This window comes from Streptomyces sp. NPDC051364 (assembly GCF_040682115.1).
Taxonomy (GTDB): Bacteria; Actinomycetota; Actinomycetes; order Streptomycetales; family Streptomycetaceae; genus Streptomyces.
Map to the genome: position 1 here is coordinate 276,928 of NZ_JBFBAH010000006.1, position 18,514 is coordinate 295,441.

At 69.5% G+C, this 18,514-nt stretch carries 15 protein-coding genes; 3 read left to right on the forward strand and 12 right to left on the reverse strand.

Translation table 11 applies throughout. The annotated features are described in order from the left end of the window. The 8 genes from AB0M76_RS15995 to rfbB form a co-directional block, all read right to left on the reverse strand. Window positions 1-2,027, reverse strand: a 2,027-nt coding sequence (locus AB0M76_RS15995) for a peptidoglycan recognition protein (RefSeq protein ID WP_365953407.1), incomplete at its 3' end; no start/stop codon positions are given. Between the two features lie 132 nt (window positions 2,028-2,159). After that, window positions 2,160-4,058: a hypothetical protein gene (locus tag AB0M76_RS16000; RefSeq protein WP_365953408.1), complete on the reverse strand. Its 1,899-nt coding sequence runs from the start codon at window positions 4,056-4,058 to the stop codon at window positions 2,160-2,162. A 25-nt stretch (window positions 4,059-4,083) separates the two neighbouring features. After that, window positions 4,084-4,986, reverse strand: coding sequence for a glycosyltransferase family 2 protein (locus AB0M76_RS16005; protein ID WP_365953409.1), 903 nt, complete (start codon window positions 4,984-4,986; stop codon window positions 4,084-4,086). Between the two features lie 9 nt (window positions 4,987-4,995). Further along, a complete protein-coding gene (locus AB0M76_RS16010; RefSeq protein ID WP_266664752.1) occupies window positions 4,996-5,445 on the reverse strand; it encodes a DUF2304 domain-containing protein in 450 nt (149 codons plus the stop codon). Then, window positions 5,445-6,131, reverse strand: a complete 687-nt coding sequence (locus AB0M76_RS16015; RefSeq protein ID WP_365953410.1) for a glycosyltransferase family 2 protein — start codon at window positions 6,129-6,131, stop codon at window positions 5,445-5,447. Before AB0M76_RS16015 ends, AB0M76_RS16010 begins: the two co-directional genes overlap by 1 nt. 68 nt (window positions 6,132-6,199) lie before the next feature. Beyond that, complete coding sequence (locus AB0M76_RS16020; RefSeq protein WP_365953411.1) at window positions 6,200-7,531, reverse strand: hypothetical protein; 1,332 nt, start codon at window positions 7,529-7,531, stop codon at window positions 6,200-6,202. Further along, window positions 7,528-8,448, reverse strand: a complete 921-nt coding sequence (gene rfbD, locus AB0M76_RS16025) for a dTDP-4-dehydrorhamnose reductase (RefSeq protein ID WP_365953412.1) — start codon at window positions 8,446-8,448, stop codon at window positions 7,528-7,530. Before rfbD ends, AB0M76_RS16020 begins: the two co-directional genes overlap by 4 nt. Then, the gene (rfbB, locus tag AB0M76_RS16030) at window positions 8,445-9,422 is read right to left on the reverse strand and encodes a dTDP-glucose 4,6-dehydratase (RefSeq protein ID WP_365953413.1); all 978 of its coding nucleotides are present in this window, start codon (window positions 9,420-9,422) and stop codon (window positions 8,445-8,447) included. The genes rfbD and rfbB overlap by 4 nt, the downstream gene beginning before the upstream one ends. Window positions 9,423-9,504: 82 nt before the next feature. Here rfbB and rfbA point away from each other — a divergent pair, with 82 nt between their 5' ends. Both rfbA and rfbC read left to right on the forward strand, forming a co-directional pair. Further along, window positions 9,505-10,380, forward strand: coding sequence for a glucose-1-phosphate thymidylyltransferase RfbA (gene rfbA / locus AB0M76_RS16035; RefSeq protein ID WP_030298189.1), 876 nt, complete (start codon window positions 9,505-9,507; stop codon window positions 10,378-10,380). Next, window positions 10,377-10,979, forward strand: coding sequence for a dTDP-4-dehydrorhamnose 3,5-epimerase (gene rfbC, locus AB0M76_RS16040; protein ID WP_365953414.1), 603 nt, complete (start codon window positions 10,377-10,379; stop codon window positions 10,977-10,979). The genes rfbA and rfbC overlap by 4 nt, the downstream gene beginning before the upstream one ends. A gap of 187 nt (window positions 10,980-11,166) precedes the next feature. Here the strand turns inward: rfbC and tuf are convergent, their stop codons facing one another. From tuf to rpsL, 4 genes are all read right to left on the reverse strand, one after another. Next, window positions 11,167-12,360, reverse strand: coding sequence for an elongation factor Tu (gene tuf / locus AB0M76_RS16045; protein ID WP_362634987.1), 1,194 nt, complete (start codon window positions 12,358-12,360; stop codon window positions 11,167-11,169). 148 nt (window positions 12,361-12,508) lie between these two features. After that, window positions 12,509-14,641 (reverse strand): elongation factor G, encoded by a 2,133-nt coding sequence (fusA, locus tag AB0M76_RS16050; RefSeq protein WP_266996560.1) that lies wholly within the window; start codon window positions 14,639-14,641, stop codon window positions 12,509-12,511. Between the two features lie 39 nt (window positions 14,642-14,680). Continuing rightward, window positions 14,681-15,151, reverse strand: coding sequence for a 30S ribosomal protein S7 (rpsG, locus tag AB0M76_RS16055; protein WP_266626462.1), 471 nt, complete (start codon window positions 15,149-15,151; stop codon window positions 14,681-14,683). A 2-nt stretch (window positions 15,152-15,153) separates the two neighbouring features. Further along, window positions 15,154-15,525, reverse strand: a complete 372-nt coding sequence (rpsL, locus tag AB0M76_RS16060) for a 30S ribosomal protein S12 (protein WP_007265893.1) — start codon at window positions 15,523-15,525, stop codon at window positions 15,154-15,156. A gap of 442 nt (window positions 15,526-15,967) precedes the next feature. Here rpsL and AB0M76_RS16065 point away from each other — a divergent pair, with 442 nt between their 5' ends. Beyond that, window positions 15,968-18,445 (forward strand): YfhO family protein, encoded by a 2,478-nt coding sequence (locus AB0M76_RS16065; RefSeq protein WP_365953415.1) that lies wholly within the window; start codon window positions 15,968-15,970, stop codon window positions 18,443-18,445. Window positions 18,446-18,514: the final 69 nt, after the last annotated feature.

Consider the following 18,514-nt stretch of genomic DNA (forward strand, 5'->3'; position numbering starts at 1 on the left):
ACCACGCCACCCGCACCGACCTTCGCCTGCGGCACACCCAGACCCGACCGCGTGTCCATCAGACGCTTCGGACCGATGTTGGTGTGCGTGGCGCCGCCACCGGCCGACGTGAAGTAGCCCGTGACGTCCGCGATCAGATCCACGGTGCCCTGGTTGTTGAAGAAGCTGACCTTCCCGTCCACCACCGGGACGACCACCAGGTTCGGGATCGTCTGGCCCGGAGTGAAGTTCAGGTTCGAGGCACTCGAACGCGTCACCCCGCTGGGGTACACCGACACGAAGCTCGGCTCCGTCGGGTTGGTCGCCGTCACGTTCAGGACCACGGCGGTCACACCGGCCGCGGGAATTCCATTGGTACCGGCCACCGGCAGCGTCACCACGCCACCCGCACCGACCTTCGCCTGCGGCACACCCAGACCCGACCGCGTGTCCATCAGACGCTTCGGCGTGACCGGCGTGAACGTGGCGGGCTTCACCTCGGCCACGACCGTGACGGGGAGGGTGGTGGAGGTCTTGCCGTTGGTCGCGGTCGCCTTGACCTGGACCTGGTGGGTGCCGTCCGTCAGCGTCGTGATCGCCGTCCGGGCCGTGCCGGAGGCAGTCGCCACCGAGGTCCCGTCGACCAGCACCTCGAACGAACCGATGCGGTCGCTCGCCGTGCTCGTCGACCAGCCGACGGACAGGACACCGTCGGACTTCGCGTCGACGCCCGGCTGGACCGGCACACCGTTGACGGTGGCCACCTTCAGCTGCGCCGCGGGGCCAGAGGTGCGGAGCGCGCCGAGCTGCCCGTAGAGCTGGTTGCCCGGGCACTCGGTGTTGAAGCCGTCCCGGTGGCCCGAGAGCGACTTGAACGTGTACGGCTTGCCCGCCTCGAACGCGGTCCCGAAGAAGTTGGTCTGCGTGGCGCCCGCGGTCAGCGTCGCCGTGCCGTTCATGTCGCCGTCGTACTGGCCGAGCTTGTAGGCCGCGATCCTGGAGATGGCGTCCTGGGCGGCGGCCGAGGCGCCCTCGGCGTTGTAGTCGCCGAGGACGGCGATGCCCGCCGACTCGTTGTTCCAGCCGTACGTGTGCGCACCGAGGACGGGCTGGTCGGTACCGCCCTGCCGGCCCTCGAAGATCGTGCCGCACTTGTCGACGAGGAAGTTGTAGCCGAGGTCCCGCCACCCGTTGGTCTTCACGTGGTAGACGTGGATGCCGCGGACGATCGCCGCGGACTGCGAGCAGTCGTACGGCTGGGTGTCTGCGGTGTGGTGGACGAAGACCGCCTTGACCTTCCCGCCGGGCAGGTAGATCGGGCCCTCGTTGTTCATCGTCTCGTCGGCGCCCCAGGCGAGGCGCGAGACCACGTTCGGCTGCGGGGCCGTGGAGACGGGCCCGGGGACCGACGGCGGAGTGGTGGGCGGGTCCGCCGGGGCGGGGCCTGCCGCCGGCGCGGCGAACGCGGCCGGGCCGGCGTTCAGGGAGCCGCTCTGCTGGGCGCCGTTCTTCTTCGCGCCGCTCTTCTTCGCCGGACTGTTGGCGCCGCCCGGGTCCACCAGGTTCAGCTCCAGGCCCGCGGGCAGCGCACCGCCGCCGCTGATCCGTACCTCGGCACCGTCCGACGCGCCGACCCAGACGGGCTCAGTCGAGCCGTGCGCGCCGGGGCGTACGCCGTCCATCCCGGCCTTCACCGGGTCGAGGGCGATCCAGTGCGACCACTTGCCGGTCTTCGCGTCGCGGGCGCGGGCCTCGATGGTGCCCTTCACCTCGGCCTTGGGGTCCGTCCAGGAGACGCCCAGCAGGCCGAAGGGCTCGGTGCCCTGCTGCGAGAGCACGGCTTCGCCGCTGCCCTTGGGCTTGAGCGCGAGCTTGTGCACCTCGCCCTCGACCGGTCCGGTCTCCTTGACGCCGGCGCTGTAGGCCTTCGCCGGTTCGTTGCCGTCCGAGCCCAGTTCGGCTCCCCCGGCCCATCCCTGAACGCCCAGTACCGCGGCGGCACCGATCGCGGCCGCCAGCGCGGTACCGCGCACGCGTGTCAATCTCAAGTTTGCTCCCCACCCCTGTGGCGATTGCGCCATACGACACCACTGACGGGGCGGATGCTACTGGCCGGCTATGACAGGTGGTACGGGTGGGGTCGCCCGGGGGGGCGCCCCGGGCGACCGGACCGCGTGGCTCTACTTCTTCTGTGCGTCCTTCTCGGCCCCGGCGGCGTCCTTCCGAGCCTGCTTTTCGGCCTCGGCGTCCCGTTCGATGTCCGCCTTCGACCTCACGCGCTTGGGCGCCTTCATCCCGCAGACGCTGGGCCAGTCGTCGGCCACGATGCCGGCGCACCAGATGTAGTCCTGGATGGGGCCGGGCTTCCAGTCGTTCTTCTCGATGTCCCAGCAGCTCTCGCGGGGCGAGAAGCGCGGGCAGCTGCCGTCCCGCGTCTTGATGACGTGTGCGCGGTACGCGTCGATGCCCATCGAGTCGACGTCGGACGAGGGCATGTAGCGGTTGGCCGACCAGGACGCGCCCATGGCCGCGAACAGGGCGACCACGCACACCATGCCGGCGGCGAGCTGGCGGATCACCCGTGGCGGAACGACCCGGGCGAGCCCGGCCCCGGAACCGGCCCCGGCACCGCTCGGGCGCAGCGTGCGCTCGATCCACCCGGAGCCCCGGTTGACCACGGCCATCATGCCGAGGACGGCCAGGATCATCAGGCAGTACATGATGATCCACGTGGTGCGCGGGTAGAGCTGGATGGCCTTGTCGTGCGCCATGTGCCCGGCGAACCAGAAGCGGGCGAGCCAGGCGCCGGCCAGGACCGCCGCCGCGGTGCGGACCATGATGTTGCGCAGGCCGAGACCGAGGCCGAGGCCCACCCCGAACAGCAGCAACAGCGCGAACCCGCTCTGGCCGGCCATCTCGCCGGCCACGGGCCAGGTCTGGTACGTCAAGGGCGAGGACCGGTCCGAGACCCAGCCGAGGACGTACCCGGGGTCCGCGTACACGGCGAGGAAGGCGTAGCGGTCGGGGTTCTCCGAGCCCAGCCGGACCATCTGGTAGAGCAGCGGGGCGCCGACGACGCCGGCCGACAGCAGCGTGACCCCTATGTACAGGCCCGCCTTCTTGGCCGTCGCCGCGCCCTGGCGCCACGGGAAGAAGAACAGCACGGCGGCGAGCGCGCCCGGCGCGGCCCAGATGTACCAGCCGGAATACCAGAGGAACAGCGCGCCGAAGATCAGGCCGAGGACGAGGCCGCGCAGCAGCAGGTGCCGCGTGTCGCGCCGCCCGGCCAGGCGCATCTCGCGCAGCCAGTAGCCGAGCAGCGGCAGCAGCACGATCATGACGATGTGGCTGTACGGGCGGATCGGGTCGAGGAAGAGCACCACGGCCGGAACCGCGATCAGCAGCGCCCAGAAGGGCCTCAGCAGTATCCGCCAGGCCAGGTAGGCCATCGGTCCGGCCACGGCGGTGAAGAAGATCTGCAGGTCGTGCAGGGCGAAGCCGGTCTCGCCGCGGCCGTTGTAGCGGATCTTCGCCCAGAGGGCCATGAGGGCCGGGAAGGCGGGCGGGTAGATACCCGACATCCCCTCGTGGTGCAGGAACGAGTTGGCCATGTCGATGAGGACGCCCGGGTCGGCCTCCTGGCCGCCGAGCGGGTGCGGCGTACCGCGCAGGGCGACGACGACACCGCCGGCGATCACGCCGGTGGCCAGGCCCGCGAGGGCGGCGCAGACCAGGCGCTTGACCAGCTGGTGGCGCCGGGCCGCGCCCCGGTGGGCGGTGTACAGGAGCAGCGCGAGCAGCGGCAGGCCGATGACCGCGGCGTACTGCTGGAGCGTGGCGAGCCCGCTGACCTGGTCGAGGCGGACGATCGGGTTCACGCTGATGTGGCGGCTCAGCAGCATGTAGCCGAGGGCCGCCGTGAGGCTGACGACGGCCTCGGCGAGGGCGAGCACCCGGCGCCGTGACGTCCACGGGCGGCGGGCCGCCGAGCTGGACGGGACCGGCCCGGGGTCCGCGGTCCCGGTCCGGCTGTGCGCCGGGCCGGATGTTCCGACGACCTCGGGGGCCAGGTGTGTCATCTCAGTCCAATTTCCGTCGCGGGTGTCAGTCGGCGCGCTGACCGGCGGTGAAGGCGTGCTTCGCCAGCGTACGGACGCCCTCGCGGTGTCCGCGGAGCAGGGCGCCGGGGAGCATGGTGATGGCGTGGAACCGGGAGCCGCTGTGGAAACGGGCCGCGCGTGCGGCCTTGGGCCAGCCCCGGGCGTCCATCCGGCCGGCCACGGCGGAGAAGTACCGCTCGGCCTCGGTGAAGCGGGTGCCGGAGAACGCCTGCACCGATGACTCGCTGACCGCGTGGCGGCGGTACTGGAAGACCGTGGTGGTCTCGTCGATCAGCATCTGCTCGCCGAGCTCGAGGAGGTCGACCACCAGGGCCAGGTCCTGGATCACCGAGTACTCGTCGCGGAAGTTGACGCCGCGCAGGGCTTCGCCGCGCCAGCAGATCGACGGGAAGTACAGCCAGTTCCCGCGCAGCACGCTGGTGGCGAGCTCTTCGCCGCCCATCAGGCGCCGGCCCTTGACCTGCGGGGCGTACAGCCGCCGCTTGGTCTGGTCGGCGAGGCCGGACGTCAGCTGCCCGTCGCCGTCGATCACCTCGACGCCGGGCTGGACCATGCCGATGCCCGGGTTGGCCGCGATGAGGCCGCGGACGGTCTCCAGGTAGTGCGGGTGCAGCAGGTCGTCGCAGCCCATGATGACGACGTAGTCGGCCTCGGAGAGCCGTACGCACTTCTGGAAGTTCTTGGTGATGCCGAGGTTCTGCTCGTTGCGGGTGTAGTGCACCCGCTCGTCGCCGAGTGCCTCGAACCAGCCCGGGACGTCCGGCTCCTTGCCGTCGTCGATGACGACGAGGCGGAAGTCCGGGTCCGTCTGGGCCAGGACGCTGCGGACGGCGTCCTGCATCAGCTGCACGTCCCCGTAGTAGGGGAGCATGAAGTCGAAGGTCACCACGGGACGTCAGGCCTTCACGGTGTCGGAGTCGGCAGGCTCGGGCTCCGGCTCGGCGGCAGCGCCGGCCTCGGTGGCGACGGCAGCGGCGGCGGTCGTGGTCGAGCCGAGGCGCGCGTCGTTGTGCCGTGCGCCCTCGCTCAGGGCCACCGTCCGGGCCAGGTCGGTGAGCTTCTTCTCCAACGAGCGGAAGCGCAGGAAGGTGTTGAGGGTCAGGAAGCCCATCGCCAGCACCATCACGTACAGCACGAGGTCGGTGCCACGGCCGACGCCGAGCTGGTGGGCCACCCAGGTGACGTCCGTGGGGCGGAGCACGGCGTACACGTTGACGATGACGAACAGCGAGAACGCGATGCGCTTCCAGGCGCGGTTCTTCGCCTGCCCCCACGTGCGTATGAACATCAGTGCCATCGACACCGAGCCTGCGATGAGCAGCAGCTGGATCCAGAAGTACTTCATCAGCGGCTTCGCTCCCGCATCGTGATGTCAAAGATGATGTTGACGCCGTTGATCAGGGACTGACCCTTGGCGCGCGAGTACTCGGTGTAGAGGATGTCCACCGGGACCTCGGTGACGCGCAGGCCGGACCCGGCCAGGAAACCGACGATCTCCGACGCGTGCGCCATGCCGTTCATGGTGATGTTCAGCTGCTCGGCGGCCTTGCGGCTGAGCACGCGCAGGCCGTTGTGCGAGTCGGTGAGCTTCAGCTTGCGGGCGGTCGGACTGACCGACGCGGCCGTACGCAGCACGACGCGCTTGATCCACGGCACCTGGCCGTTCTGCTCGATGAAGCGCGAGCCGAGGACCACGTCGGCCTCGTCGTCGCGCAGCACCTGGACCATCTTCTCGACGTCGTGCGTCTGGTGCTGGCCGTCCGCGTCGAAGGTCGCGAAGTAGCGGGCACCGGGCTGGGTGAGGGCGTACTTGAGGCCCGTCTGCAGGGCAGCGCCCTGGCCGAGGTTGACCGGGTGCCGCACCAGGTGGGCGCCGGTCGTCGCGATGTGCTCGGCCGAGTTGTCGGAGCTGCCGTCGTCGACGACGACTATGTTCGGGAAGGTCGCACGCGCTCCCTCGACCACATCGGCGATCACCTGGCCCTCGTTATAGGCCGGAATGACCAGCCAGACATCGTCGTATTGGGACACGGTAGCTCCAGCGGAATGTGGCACGGGCGCGTGCTCGGTGATCGGTGGGACGTCGGAAGCCGGCATGGTCACTCCCCGACCGCTCCGGCGCCCAGTGGGCTTGGGGCGACCTTGTGCGCGGGTCCTTCGGTCACGCCCGGAGCAGCTCCGGGGAACCTCAGCCTCAGCACGGACAGCATACTGAGCACGGTGGCAAGGGACCCGAGAGCGTAGGCCAGAGTGACACGCACGGCAACGTCGCCCGGAGCAAAAGTGATGCCGATCAGGACGACGGTGCCGATGGCCCAGCAGAGCAGTTGCAGGTTGTGCCGCTTGAATACCATCAGCGCCTGTCCGAGCACCATCGCGAACATGTACGCCACGGTGCCGGCGGACAAAAGGAAGAAGTCGAGGCATCCCAGCGCCGGCTTGGCGTGGAAGAGGACCTCGATCAGCCAGGGGCCCAGGGCGGTCGCGGGCACTCCGCCGAGCAGCCCCAACAGCCCGACGACCACGCCGATCCGGCGCAGCATCGCGGAGAACGCCGCCCGGTCGCCGGCCGTGTAGGCGGCGGTGAGCCCGCCCAGCAGCGAGGCCTGGAGCGAGCCGAAGACGAACAGCGGCACCCGGGCCAGGACCAGCGCGTTCAGCAGCGCCGCGATCAGCACGCTGTCGGTGGGGGCGAGCAGCTTGGTGCTCATCACCGCTGCGTTGACGACGACCTGGGAGAGCAGGGTCGAGCAGATCAGCAGGCCGAGCCCGCCGGTCAGCTCCCGCCAGGCGATCTCCTCGCCGGGCTCCACCGCGCGCAGCAGCGCAGGCAGGGTGATCAGCGTCGCGGCGACGGGCGCCACGGCCAGGACCAGGCTGAAGGCGAGCGCGGAGTGCAGCCCGGACACCGCGCAGCCGAAGGCGAGGGCGATGCGCAGCCCGCCGTCGACGGCCAACTGGGTGCCGTACGCGCCGAACCGGCCGAGGCCGGCCAGGACACCGCGGGTCAGGTAGCAGACGGCCATGCCGGTGAAGGCGCCGCCGAGGGCCGCCACCAGGCCGCGGTCGCCGTGGAACAGCAGGTCCGCGATCGGGCCCGCACCCACGGCGAGGAGGAGCAGGGTCGTGCCGAGGATCCCCGAGGTCAGCAGTGTGGCCCGGCGCAGCACGGGGGCCGCGCCCTGGCCGAGCACCACGCGGGCGGCGACGAGCCGGGTGAGCTCCTGCTCGATCGGGAAGAAGATGCCGAGCCCGAGCGCCATGACGATCGTCCACAGCACCGAGACGTTCGCCACGGCCTCCGTGGACAGGCTGTAGCCGGCCACGCCCAGGTGGACGTACGAGGCCGCACCGAGCACGACGGTGCCGCCGGCCACCGCGACGGTGCCCGGCGGCAGCGCCGCGGTGAGCCTGCTCAGCAGGGACTTCATCCCGTACTGCCGTTCCTGGCTTCGTCGGCCAGGACGGTGAACGCGGGAGCGGCGAGCGCCTCGGCGAGCTGCTCGCGCCAGTCGGCGAGCGGGGCCAGGCCCGCGTCGGCCCAGCGGTCGTGCGCAAGCACGCTGAACGCCGGGCGGGCGGCCGGGCGGACGAACGCGGCGGAGGTGGTCGGCCGGATCCGCTCCGGGTCGAGCCCGCTCAGCCGGTAGCTCTCGCGGGCGAGCCCCATCCAGGTGGTCCGGCCGCTCGCGGTGCCGTGGTAGATCCCGCCCATGGCATGGCCCTTCAGCGCGGCCAGGCCGAGCTCGACCAGGTGGCGTGCCAGCGCGTAGGACCAGGTGGGCTGGCCGTGCTGGTCATCGACCACGTCGAGGGTGTCCCGCCGGGCGGCCAGCTTCAGCATGGTGGCGACGAAGTTCGGCCCGTGCTCGCCGTACAGCCAGGCGGTCCGGACCACGTAGCCGTCCTGCGGCAGCAGTTCGGCCACGGCCCGCTCGCCGACCAGCTTGGAGCGGCCGTACGCGTTCACGGGCCCGGTGGCCGCGTCCTCGCGGTACGGCTCCGAGGCGTCCCCGGGCAGCACGTAGTCGGTGGAGACGTGCAGCAGGCGCACATGGGCGGCGGCGCAGGCCTCGGCGAGGACGCGTACGCCGGTGCCGTTGACGGCGGTGGCGGCTTCCTCGGCGGTCTCGGCGCCGTCCACGTCGGTCCAGGCGGCGCAGTTGACGACCACGGTGATGCCCTCGACCGCGGCCCGGACGGCGGCCGGGTCGGTGATGTCGAGGTCTGCGCGGCGCAGGCCCACGGCCTCGATCCCGGCGTCCTTGAGCACGGCCAGGACGTCCTGGCCGAGCATCCCGGCGGCGCCGGTGACGAGCCAGCGCCCGGCCGGCGAGTTGGTGCTCACTTCTGCAGGGCCGCCTTCGCCTTCAGCGGCTCCCACCAGGCGCGGTTCTCGCGGTACCACTCGACCGTGGCGGCGATGCCGTCCTCGAAGGTGACCTGCGGGGCGTAGCCCAGCTCGGCACCGATCTTGCTGATGTCGATGGAGTAGCGGAGGTCGTGGCCCTTGCGGTCCTCGACCTGCTCGACCATGTCCCAGCCGAGGCCGGCCGCCTCGAGCAGCACGCCGGTGAGCTCCTTGTTGGTGAGCTCGGTGCCGCCGCCGATGTTGTAGACCTCGCCGGCGCGGCCCTTGCGCATCGCCAGGTCGATGCCGCGGCAGTGGTCGGAGACGTGCAGCCAGTCGCGGACGTTGCCGCCGTTGCCGTACAGCGGGACCTTCGTGCCGTCCATCAGGTTCGAGACGAACAGCGGGATGACCTTCTCCGGGAACTGGTAGTGCCCGTAGTTGTTGGAGCAGCGCGTGACGACGACGTCCATCCCGTGCGTACGGGCGTAGGCCAGGGCCAGCAGGTCGGACGAAGCCTTGGAGGCGGAGTACGGGGAGTTCGGGACCAGCGGCCACTCCTCGGTCCAGGAGCCCTCGGTGATCGAGCCGTACACCTCGTCGGTGGAGATGTGGACGAAGCGGCCGACGCCGTGCTTGCGGGCGGCGTCCAGCAGGACCTGCGTGCCCACGACGTTGGTCATCACGAACGGGCCGGCGCCGGCGATCGAGCGGTCCACGTGGGACTCCGCCGCGAAGTGCACCACGACGTCGTGTCCGGGCATGACCCGGTCGACGGCCTCGGCGTCGCAGATGTCGCCCTTGACGAAGGTGCACCCGGGGTGGTCCGCGACCGGGGCGAGATTGGCTTCGACACCGGAGTAGGTCAGTTTGTCGAAGACCGTGATCTGAGCCGATGTGTCTGCACCGAGCTGCTGGCGAACGAATTCTGAACCGATGAAGCCGGCGCCGCCGGTCACGAGGATGCGCATAATACGAAGAGTCTAGCCGCTCGTACACCACCGTTCGGGCCCGGACCACGCCGCCCCCGCGCTCTCGCATAGGGTTGTGCCCATGCGTGGAATTCTCTTGGCCGGTGGCACCGGATCCCGACTCTGGCCGCTGACCCGGGCAGTCTCGAAGCAGCTGCTCCCCGTCTTCGACAAGCCGATGATCTACTACCCGCTCTCCACCCTGGTCATGGCCGGAATCAGCGAGATTCTCGTCATCACCACGCCGGAGGACCGTGCCCAGTTCGAGCGACTGCTCGGCGACGGCTCCCAGTTCGGCATCCGGCTGGAGTACGCGGTCCAGGAGCGCCCCGAGGGCATCGCCCAGGCCTTCGTGCTCGGCGCCGACTTCATCGGCGACGAGTCCGTGGCCCTGATCCTCGGCGACAACATCTTCCACGGCAGCGGTCTCGGCACCCGCCTGGCGGAGCACACCGACTCCAAGGGCGGCCGGGTGTTCGCGTACCCGGTGGCGGACCCGACGGCGTACGGCGTGGTCGAGTTCGACGAGAACGGCCAGGCCATCTCCATCGAGGAGAAGCCGGTCAAGCCCAAGTCCCGCTACGCGGTGCCCGGTCTGTACTTCTACGACAACCGCGTCGTCGAGATCGCCCGCACCCTGAAGCCCAGCGCGCGCGGCGAACTGGAGATCACCGCGGTCAACGACGCGTACCTCCAGGCCGGTGAGCTGAATGTCACCATCCTCGACCGCGGCACCGCCTGGCTGGACACGGGCACCTTCGTCTCCATGGTCCAGGCCTCGGAGTTCGTCCGCGTGATCGAGGAGCGCCAGGGCTTCAAGATCGGCTGCATCGAGGAGGCGGCCTGGCGGGCCGGCCTGATCGACTCCGCGCAGCTGCGCGAGCTGGCCCAGCCGCTGCTCAAGAGCGGTTACGGCGACTACCTGATCAGCCTGCTCGACGAGGAGTCCTCCCGGTGAAGTTCCGTCAGCTCTCGATAGAGGGCGCCTACGAGATCACCCCGCAGCTGCACGGCGACCCGCGCGGCATGTTCACCGAGTGGTACCGCTTCGACAAGCTGTCCGAGGTCGTCGGCCACCCGCTGAACCTGGCGCAGGCGAACCTCTCGGTGTCCTCGCGCGGCGTGGTCCGCGGCATCCACTTCGCCGACGTACCGCGCGGCCAGGCCAAGTACGTGACCTGCGTACGGGGTGCCGTGCTCGACGTCATCGTGGACCTGCGGGTCGGCTCCCCGACCTTCGGCCGCTGGGAGGGTGTCCGGCTGGACGACGTGGACCGCCGCGCGGTCTACATCCCGGAGGGCCTGGGCCACGGGTTCTGCGCGCTGAGCGACGACGCCACGCTTTCGTACCTCTGCTCGGAGACGTACAACCCGACCGGCGAGCACTCGGTTCACCCGCTCGATGCGGATCTGGGCATCGACTGGCCGGCGGACATCCCGCTGCTGTCCGCCCGCGACGAGGCCGCGCCGTCGCTGGCCGAGGCCATCGAGTCGGGCCTGCTGCCGGACTACGCCGCCTGCAAGGAGTTCACCGAGTCGCTGCGCGTGACCGGCTGACCGCTCCCCCGCAGCACACGGATGAGGGCCGCACCCCGCGATCGGGGGTGCGGCCCTCTTCCGTGTCCCGTACGTCCTGCACGCCCGTACGACGAAGGGCCCCTCCCCCGCCGCCGAGGCGGAAGGGAAGGGGCTCTTCTGTCAAACATGGTGCCCGCTCGCGCGAGCTACCAGGTCAGAGCACGAATTACTTCGTGATCTTGATGACCTGGCCGGCGCCGACCGTACGACCACCCTCACGGATGGCGAACTTCAGGCCCTCCTCCATGGCGACCGGCTGGATCAGCGCGACCGTCATCTCGGTGTTGTCGCCCGGCATGACCATCTCCGTGCCGGCCGGCAGGGTGACGACACCCGTGACGTCCGTGGTACGGAAGTAGAACTGCGGGCGGTAGTTGTTGAAGAACGGGGTGTGACGGCCACCCTCGTCCTTCGACAGGATGTAGGCCTGGGCCTCGAACTCGGTGTGCGGCGTGACCGAACCGGGCTTGATGATGACCTGGCCGCGCTCGACGTCCTCGCGCTTGATGCCACGGAGGAGCAGACCGACGTTCTCACCGGCCTGGCCCTCGTCGAGCAGCTTGCGGAACATCTCGATGCCGGTGACCGTGGTGGTGGTCTTGGCTTCCTTGATGCCGATGATGTCGACGGTCTCGTTGACCTTCAGGACACCACGCTCGATACGGCCGGTGACGACCGTACCGCGACCGGTGATCGTGAAGACGTCCTCGACGGGCATGAGGAACGGCTTCTCGGTGTCACGCGGCGGGGTCGGGATGGCCTCGTCGACGGCGGCCATGAGGCCGAGAAGCTTCTCGCCCCACTCCTTGTCGCCCTCGAGGGCCTTCAGCGCGGAGACGCGGACGACCGGCAGGTCGTCGCCCGGGAACTCGTACTCGGAGAGCAGCTCACGGACCTCGAGCTCGACGAGCTCCAGGATCTCCTCGTCGTCCACCATGTCGGCCTTGTTCAGGGCGACGACGATGTACGGAACGCCGACCTGGCGGGCCAGGAGCACGTGCTCCTTGGTCTGCGGCATCGGGCCGTCGGTGGCGGCGACCACGAGGATCGCGCCGTCCATCTGCGCGGCACCGGTGATCATGTTCTTGATGTAGTCGGCGTGACCCGGGCAGTCGACGTGGGCGTAGTGACGCGCCTCGGTCTGGTACTCGACGTGCGCGATGGAGATGGTGATACCGCGCTGGCGCTCCTCAGGAGCCTTGTCGATCTGGTCGAAGGCCGAGGCCTCGTTCAGGTCCGGGTACGCGTCGTGCAGCACCTTGGTAATGGCGGCCGTGAGGGTCGTCTTACCGTGGTCAATGTGACCGATGGTGCCGATGTTGACGTGCGGCTTAGTCCGCTCGAACTTCGCCTTCGCCACGGGGTCCTCCTGGAGAGTGGTTCTGTACGCCTTGCTCATCGGCGCCAGGTGATCTTTGCTGGAAAGCCGGCCCCTCCGGGGCAACGGAGGGTTACTCCTGTTGCCCCAGAGGCTCCGGTGACAAGCCTAAAGCGTGTACTCGGAAGAGTTACTCGCCCTTGGCCTTCGCGATGATCTCCTCGGCGACGTTCCGGGGAACCTCGGCGTAGGAGTCGAACTGCATCGAGTAGCTGGCGCGACCCGAGGTCTTGCTGCGGAGGTCTCCGACGTAGCCGAACATCTCCGAAAGCGGCACGAGGCCCTTCACGAGACGCGCGCCGTGACGCTCCTCCATGGCCTGGATCTGGCCACGGCGGGAGTTGATGTCACCGATGACGTCGCCCATGGACTCCTCGGGCGTGGTGACCTCAACGGACATCATCGGCTCGAGCAGCACGGGAGAAGCCTTGCGCGCGGCCTCCTTGAAGGCCTGCGAACCGGCGATCTTGAAGGCGAGCTCCGAGGAGTCGACCTCGTGGTAGCCACCGTCGAGAAGAATGACGCGGACGCCGGTCATCTCGTAGCCGGCCAGGATGCCGAACTGCATGGCCTCCTGCGCACCGGCGTCGACCGAGGGGATGTACTCCCTCGGGATGCGGCCACCGGTGACCTTGTTCACGAACTCGTACGCCGGACCATCGGCGTCCGTGATCGGCTCGATCGCGATCTGCACCTTGGCGAACTGACCGGTACCACCGGTCTGCTTCTTGTGGGTGTAGTCGTGACGCTCGACGGTCTTGCGGATCGTCTCGCGGTACGCGACCTGCGGCTTGCCGACGTTGGCCTCGACCTTGAACTCGCGCTTCATACGGTCGACCAGCACCTCGAGGTGCAGCTCGCCCATACCGCCGAGGATGGTCTGGCCGGTCTCCTCGTCCGAGTGAACGTGGAAGGAGGGGTCCTCCTCCGCGAGACTCTGGATGGCGACACCCAGCTTCTCCTGGTCACCCTTGGACTTGGGCTCGATGGCGACCTGGATGACCGGAGCCGGGAAGTCCATGGACTCCAGGATCACGGGTGCCTTGTCGTCACACAGCGTCTCACCGGTGGTGGTCTGCTTCAGGCCCATGACGGCGACGATGTCACCGGCGCCCACCGCGGCGATCTCTTCACGCTTGTTCGCGTGCATGCGGTAGATCTTGCCGATGCGCTCCTTCTTGCCCTTGACGGAGTTCAGCACCGAGGTGCCGGCCTCCAGGCGGCCCGAGTAAACCCGGACGAAGGTGAGCTTCCCGAGGTGCGGGTCGCGCATGATCTTGAACGCCAGCGCCGCGAGCGGCTCCTCGTCGGACGGCTTGCGCTTCACGACGGTCTCGGCGTCGCGGACGTCGTGGCCCTCGATGGCCTCGATGTCCAGCGGCGACGGCAGGTAGCGGACGACAGCGTCGAGCAGGGGCTGAACACCCTTGTTCTTGAACGCCGTGCCACAGAACACCGCGGTGATCGTGGGCTCGCCCTTGCCCTTGCCGGAGCCGAGGATGATGCGACGGACGGCGGCGTGCAGCTGCTCCACGGACGGCTCGTCGCCGTTCAGGAAGAGCTCCATGATCTCGTCGTCGTTCTCGGCGACGGTCTCGACCAGCTTGCCGCGCCACTCTTCAGCGGCCTCGGCGTGCGTGGCCGGGATGTCGACGATGTCGTACATCTCGCCCTTGGTCGCCTCGGCGGACCAGACGAACGCCTTCATCGTGACGAGGTCGACAACACCCTGGAAGTCGGCCTCGGCGCCGATGGGGAGCTGCATGACGATCGGAACCGCACCGAGGCGGTCCTTGATCATGTCGACGCAGCGGTGGAACTCGGCGCCGGTACGGTCGAGCTTGTTCACGAAGCAGATGCGCGGCACGCCGTAACGGTCGGCCTGACGCCACACCGTCTCCGACTGCGGCTCCACACCCGCGACACCGTCGAACACGGTGACGGCACCGTCGAGGACGCGGAGCGAACGCTCCACCTCGACCGTGAAGTCCACGTGACCCGGGGTGTCGATGATGTTGATGGTGTGGTCGACGTCCTCGAGCGGCCAGTGGCAGGTCGTCGCGGCAGACGTGATCGTGATGCCGCGCTCCTGCTCCTGCTCCATCCAGTCCATCGTGGCAGCGCCGTCGTGGACTTCACCGATCTTGTAAGAGACACCGGTGTAGAACAGGATGCGCTCGGTGGTGGTCGTCTTGCCCGCGTCGATGTGAGCCATGATGCCGATGTTGCGCACCTTGGCCAGGTCAAGCGAAGTGGTAGCCATATCGGCTCAGTCTTCTCTCGGTCTCGATGTGGGTTGGGACTACCAGCGGTAGTGCGCGAAGGCCTTGTTGGACTCGGCCATCTTGTGCGTGTCCTCACGCTTCTTGACGGCCGCACCGAGGCCGTTCGAGGCGTCGAGGAGCTCGTTCATGAGGCGCTCGGTCATGGTCTTCTCACGACGGGCGCGGGAGTAACCCACGATCCAGCGCAGCGAGAGGGTCGAGGCGCGACCGGGCTTGACCTCGATCGGCACCTGGTAGGTGGCGCCACCGACACGGCGGGACTTGACCTCGAGCGACGGCTTGACGTTCTCGAGCGCGCGCTTCAGCGTGATGACCGGGTCAGCGCCGGTCTTCTCGCGGAGGCCTTCCATGGCGCCGTAGACGATGCGCTCGGCGGTGGAGCGCTTGCCGTTCAGGAGGATCTTGTTGATGAGCGACGTCACCAGAGGAGATGCGTAGACCGGGTCGATGATGACCGGGCGCTTCGGGGCGGGGCCCTTACGAGGCATTCTTACTTCTCCTTCTTGGCGCCGTAGCGGCTGCGGGCCTGCTTGCGGTTCTTGACAGCCTGGGTGTCAAGCGCACCGCGGATGATCTTGTAACGAACACCCGGCAGGTCCTTCACACGGCCACCACGCACGAGCACGATCGAGTGCTCCTGCAGGTTGTGTCCCTCACCCGGAATGTAAGCGGTGACCTCGATGCCGGAGGTCAGACGCACACGCGCGACCTTACGGAGCGCCGAGTTCGGCTTCTTCGGGGTGGTCGTGAACACACGCGTGCAGACGCCACGACGCTGGGGCGAAGCCTCAAGCGCGGGCGTCTTCGTCTTCTCGACCTTGTCCTGCCGGCCCTTACGGACCAGCTGCTGGATCGTAGGCACTACTTCTCCGGTTTCTGTGTGCCGTGTAGTGAAGCTAACCTGGAACTTTGCCGACCCACGCGGTCGGGTGTGTCGGATCCGGCGGAACTCCGCGCAAGCACGGAAACGCATGGATCGCGGTGGCTGATCCGGCTCTCATGCGGTTGATGGACACGCACAGGAGCCCAGGCACACCCCAGGCACAAGGTCTGAGCGTACCTACCGCATCCCATCCGGTCAAAACAAAAGCCCGCGCGGGACGACCGGAACATCGCCGCCGGTCATGTGCCACTTGGGCGAGGCCCCCGTGTGGCCGCTCCGACTCGCGCATGTGGTCAAGGCGTGCTAAGCGGTGCCGGACGGAGCTGCCTCCCCCGCGAACTAAACTGCCTCGGCATTCGGCGAAGCAGCGAATTCAGCGATTCACCCCAAACGGCACGACCAACCACCAGGGAGCGGGACATTGCGGACGGTCACCACGGAGACGACGGCCGCCGACAGCCCGGTCCACCCGTCGCCCCGCCGCCGGCCCCCGCGATCCGCCCGCCTGTACGGGCCCCTGCTGGCGTTCCTCGTCACCTCGGCCGCGTTCTGCGCGGCCTGGGCGGCCCGCGGCACCTTCCCCTTCGGCGACACCGGCCGGGCCCTCAACGACCAGGCCAACCAGTACGTGCCCTTCCACCGGGCGCTGTGGGACCTGGTCCACGGGCAGGCCGCCGGCGACGTGCTCTTCACCTGGCGCGGCGGCTTCGGCCAGCAGTTCCTGTCCGACTACTACACGTACCTCGGCAACCCGTTCTCCTGGCTGGCCGTCCTCGTCCCGCGCGCCCACGTCGACCTCGCCGTCTTCGCGGTCACCCCGATCACGATGGGCGCCGCCGCCGCCGTCATGACGGTCTACCTCGGCAAGCTGCACCCCGGCCCGTGGTGGCAGCGCGGGGTACTCGGCGCCTGCTACGGCCTGTGCGGCTGGGCGCTCAGCGACGCCTCGTACATCCCCATGTGGCTGTGGGGCCTGGTCGCCCTCCCCCTCCTCGGCATCGCCGTCGAGTGGTGCCTGGAGGAGCGCCGCTGGCCGGGGGTGGCGCTGTTCGTCGCGCTCGCCTGGTTCGGCAACTTCTACACCGCGATGATGGCGACGATGGCCGCCTGCGTCCTGCTCGGCATCCGCCTGATCACCCGGGACATGACCGGCCGGCAGCGGCTGCGCGCCCTGTGGCGGGCCTCGAGCGCCACCGCGACCGGCATCCTGCTCACCCTCCCGCTGCTGCTGCCGTCGTTCCTGTCCAGCGGCTCCGCGCAGCCCACCCAGGCCGGGGCGTTCGAGCCGGTGCGGATCGAGGTCTTCCTCGCCGGGATGCTCCCGGCCACCCACCTGTGGGGCGGCCGGCCGCGGCTGTGCGTGGCCTCGCTGGGCCTGATCCTCGCCGGATCGTTCCTGTTCAACGCCGCCATTGCGAAGAAGACCCGCCTGGTGTGGGCCGCGGCGACGCTGCTCGTCGTCGCCTCGTTCCAGTTCCCGCCGACGCAGTACCTGTGGCACGGGCTGGCCGTGCCGAACGGCAATCCGTACCGCGAGGCCTTCGTCTTCAGCGGCATGGTCGTGATCCTGGCCTGGCTGGCCCTGGCCCACCGCCCGCGCCCGCTCCACCTGGCGCTGACGGCCGCCCTGCTGGTCGCGGCCACCTTCGTCCTGCGCCGCACCGACGACTTCGGCGGCTGGACCTGGCACGCGGTGCTGCTGGGCGGAGGCGTCTCGCTACTGGCCCTGATCCTTCTCTCCCTGGGCGCGAAGCACCGGGTACTGATCCCCGTGGCCGCCGTCCTCATGGTCGGCGTGGTCTTCGCGGAGTCCACGGTGGCGGCCGCCAACGCGGACGCCCGCCGGGCCCGGGAGCGCTGGGCGAAGCCGGTCGCCACCTCGAACCGCTCGATCGGCGCGCACTTCGACGCCGTCCGACAGGTGGACGGCTGGCCCGCATACCGGACTGATTCGGGCGCGCCGCAGACCTCGTACAACGACGCCCTCGCCCTGCGGGCCGAGGGCCCGCAGTACTACAGCAGCTACCTGCCGGAGGCGACGTACCAGGCCCTGGAGCCCCTCGGGTACGGCTTCAAGAACGACGGCCGTACCTTCTTCGGGGCCGACAGCCCGGTGCTCGACGCGATCTTCGCGATCGGCGCCCGGGTCCACCCCGGCCCGGCGAAGGACACCTGGACGTCGACGCGCTTCCCCGCGCCTCCGCTGGTGACGGTCCGCAGCACCGCCTACACCTCCCCGAACCCGGCCGACAGCGTCTACGCCCGCCAGGAGAACGTCCTGGGCGCCACCGTCTACCAGGTCCCGCAGGTCACCCGGGGCGGCAGCGCCACGGAGCAGACGTACACCGCCCAGTGCACCCCGGGCTCCGAGGCGTACTGGTTCTCCCCGGATCTCTACGGCACCCTCGCCTTCGCCGGCACCTCCCGCCCCCTGGAAGACCGGATGACCGGGGTGGTCGAGCTGGGCACGGTCCCCGCGGACGGCAAGGTCGCGGTGGCGGTGAACACCCGCACGCAGGACGCGACGGCGGGCGAGCACCCCGTCGGCTGCCTGAACCGCGCCGGCCTGGACACGGCGATCGGCTCCCTCACGTCCACCGGCGCCACGAAGGTCACGGCGGGCGGCCACACCATCGAGGCCACCCTCCCGAAGGGCGCCACGGGGACGGCGGTCTTCGCGATGACCGACGTCCCCGGCTGGCAGTGCACGGCCGGCTCCCGCACGACGGACCCGACCCCCTTCCACGGCCTGGTCTCCCTGCCCCTCCCCCCGGGCACGGACAAGGTCTCCTGCACCTTCACCCCGAAGGGCCTCGCCCCAGGCCTGGCAGCCGCCGCCCTGGCCCTCCTGGCCCTCACGTCGGCCACGGTGACGAGCCTGCGCCGCCGTCGCGCCTGACGGCACCCCAGGGGCCCGGGGCAACCCCGGGCTCCCGGGACACGAAGAAGCCCCCCGCCGCTCCTCTCG

Coding starts and splice junctions, on each gene's coding strand:
- rfbA (WP_030298189.1), top strand. CDS start 9,505: ATGCGTGGAATTCTCTTGGCCGGTGGCACCGGATCCCGACTCTGGCCG.
- AB0M76_RS16000 (WP_365953408.1), bottom strand. CDS start 4,058: ATGACACACCTGGCCCCCGAGGTCGTCGGAACATCCGGCCCGGCGCAC.
- AB0M76_RS16010 (WP_266664752.1), bottom strand. CDS start 5,445: ATGAAGTACTTCTGGATCCAGCTGCTGCTCATCGCAGGCTCGGTGTCG.
- AB0M76_RS16020 (WP_365953411.1), bottom strand. CDS start 7,531: ATGAAGTCCCTGCTGAGCAGGCTCACCGCGGCGCTGCCGCCGGGCACC.
- rpsG (WP_266626462.1), bottom strand. CDS start 15,151: ATGCCTCGTAAGGGCCCCGCCCCGAAGCGCCCGGTCATCATCGACCCG.
- rfbB (WP_365953413.1), bottom strand. CDS start 9,422: ATGCGCATCCTCGTGACCGGCGGCGCCGGCTTCATCGGTTCAGAATTC.
- fusA (WP_266996560.1), bottom strand. CDS start 14,641: ATGGCTACCACTTCGCTTGACCTGGCCAAGGTGCGCAACATCGGCATC.